This is a genomic window from Deinococcus marmoris DSM 12784 (assembly GCF_000701405.1).
Taxonomy (GTDB): Bacteria; Deinococcota; Deinococci; order Deinococcales; family Deinococcaceae; genus Deinococcus; species Deinococcus marmoris.
Map to the genome: position 1 here is coordinate 1 of NZ_JNIV01000207.1, position 2,422 is coordinate 2,422.

2 protein-coding genes are annotated in these 2,422 nt (G+C 57.8%); both read right to left on the reverse strand.

Features of this window, described 5'->3' with window-relative positions:
• Positions 1 to 809, reverse strand: an 809-nt coding sequence (locus Q319_RS25970) for a hypothetical protein (protein WP_156039571.1), incomplete at its 3' end; no start/stop codon positions are given.
• A complete protein-coding gene (sthA, locus tag Q319_RS0123115; RefSeq protein ID WP_051655719.1) occupies positions 707 to 2,221 on the reverse strand; it encodes a Si-specific NAD(P)(+) transhydrogenase in 1,515 nt (504 codons plus the stop codon). The genes Q319_RS25970 and sthA, both read right to left, overlap by 103 nt.
• Positions 2,222 to 2,422: the final 201 nt, after the last annotated feature.

The window sequence follows — 2,422 nt, forward strand, 5'->3', positions numbered from 1 at the left end:
GAACAACAGACCCCGAAAAGTGTTGGGGTATCGCACGCCCCAAGAGGTACACTCGGCCCATCAGAGTGGTGCGCTAGCAACTTGAACTCGCCTCTAATTGTAGGTATCTCGTAACGATCCAAGATATTGATATTTTCCGAATAGAAATTGTAGATTTTTTTAAGTGCGGCCTCACTAATATAAATATTCTCAAAGCCCTTCAAAAAATAACTGTCAAACGCAGGAATGTTGCCAAAAACGCCAAGCATAATTTTGGTGGTCAGCGTTTCACTTGCTATGCGTTTTTTTCCAGTTCCTTCGGACACTATCTCTCTGATCTGCTTTTCGCACTTTAAGATTTTCTCTGCAACACCTGTCTTATTATAATCCGCAACATCAATTGCCCAGAAGTCCTCTTGGAACTCGGATATGTACTTGATTAGCTTTGAATAATGAGCCACGCTCTTCTGCGAAAGGAAAGCCGAACCCCTCAGCATTCCCCAGCTTGCCAGATAAAAGCCAATTTGGAGACAGCTCATTTCCAAGTTTTCGTCCGAAGCAATTTCGGAGATTTTATTGTCTTTGCGGAAGCCCTGAAAATAATTGTAGCAGTAATCAAAGGAGGCATTGCGTTTGTCTGGCAGACAATAGTTCCCTGACGGATTTTCAAAGAAGGCTTCTATATTCGCCTCAATATTCACTTGCGGCAAGGGCTTCTCCACCCTGCTCACACCACCGCCCCCACTTCCTGCGGCGGTTCCAGCTTCGGCTCCAGCGTGGGGGTGCTGCCCAGGCGGTTGATGCCATCGAAGGCCGCCGTTTTGTAGCACTCGGCCAGGGTGGGATAATTGAACACCGTGTTCACGAAGTAATCCACCGTGCCGCCAAAGGCCATCACCGCCTGCCCGATGTGGATCAGCTCGCTCGCGCCCGTGCCGATGATATGCACGCCCAGCAGCTCGCGCGTGTCCATGTTGAAGATCAGCTTCAGCGTGCCCTGCTCGTCACCGATGATCTGCCCGCGCGCAATCTCGCGGTACTGCGCCTTGCCGATCTCGTAGGGCACGCCAGCCTGCGTCAACTCTTCCTCGTTCTTGCCCACCGTGCTGATTTCGGGAATGGTGTAGATGCCGTAGGGAAACAGCTCCGGCACGCTCTGGGTGGGAACACCGTAGGCGTGGCAAGCGGCCAGGCGACCCTGCTCCATGCTCACGCTGGCGAGAGACGGAAACCCGATCACATCGCCCACCGCGTAGATGTGCGGCACGGCGGTCTGGTAATGCGCGTTCACGTCGATGCGCCCGCGTGAATCCGCGTTCAGGCCCGCCGCTTCCAGATTCAGCCGCGCGGTAGCCCCGATGCGCCCGATGGAATACAGCACCAGATCGGAGGTCACTTCCTTGCCACTTGCCAGGACGATCCGCACCTGCTCGCCGCGTGCGCCCTGCACCTTTTCAACCTTGTGAACCGCCTCGCCCAGCCGCAGAGTCATGCGGTTCTGGCGAAGCTGGTAGGCCAGGATATCGGTGATTTCATGGTCAATAAAGTCCAGCAGGCGCGGGCGCTTGTCAATCAGCGTGACGCGCACGCCCAGCGCGGCGAACATGCTGGCGTACTCGCAGCCGATCACGCCGCCGCCGATCACCGCCACCGTGCGCGGCAGCTCTGTCAAATCCAGAATATCGTCGCTGATCAGAATGCGTTTGCCGTCGAAGGGAATGCCCGGATCGCGCGCCGCCTTGGTGCCCACCGCAATCACGATCTGGCGGGCCGTCACATCGCGCCACGAGTCGCTGTGGCCCTTGCCGCGCACGTCCTTCAGCCGCAGCGTGTGTGGGCCGATAAAACTGGCCTCGGCAGAGATGACCTCCACGCGGTTGCGGTGCAGTTGGGCGCGCACCACATCCAGCTCATGACCGATGACGCTGGTGGTGCGGCGCAGCAAGTCCTCGACGCCAATGTCGTCCTTGACGCTGTAGCTCGCGCCGTACAGCCCGCGCTCGTTGTAGCCGCTGAGATGCATGATCGCCTCGCGGAAGGTCTTCGAGGGGATGGTTCCGGTGTTCGTACACACCCCACCAACCACCGCCTTGCGCTCCACCACGGCCACTTTCTTGCCCAGCTTGGCCGCCTGAATGGCCGCACGCTGCCCGCCGGGGCCAGAGCCGATCACCAGCAGGTCATAGGTGAAGTCGGCAGGGGCGGCGGCGACATCGGGCGGAAGGACTGCTTCATGCGTCATGAACACCTCGCGGGACCGGGCTGGATTTTTGAATCGTGGTCAGGCTATCACCGGGCGGGGGTGGGGATTTGTATGGAGGTTGCGGGGTGGCGGCTTGCGGTTAACCCCTCATACGGACTCCGATTAATTTCTTGACAGAGGCCACCAGTGAAAGAGGGTCTGCTGGGAGAGGAGGTTCGGCTGGGTTTCGAGCCAGGCACA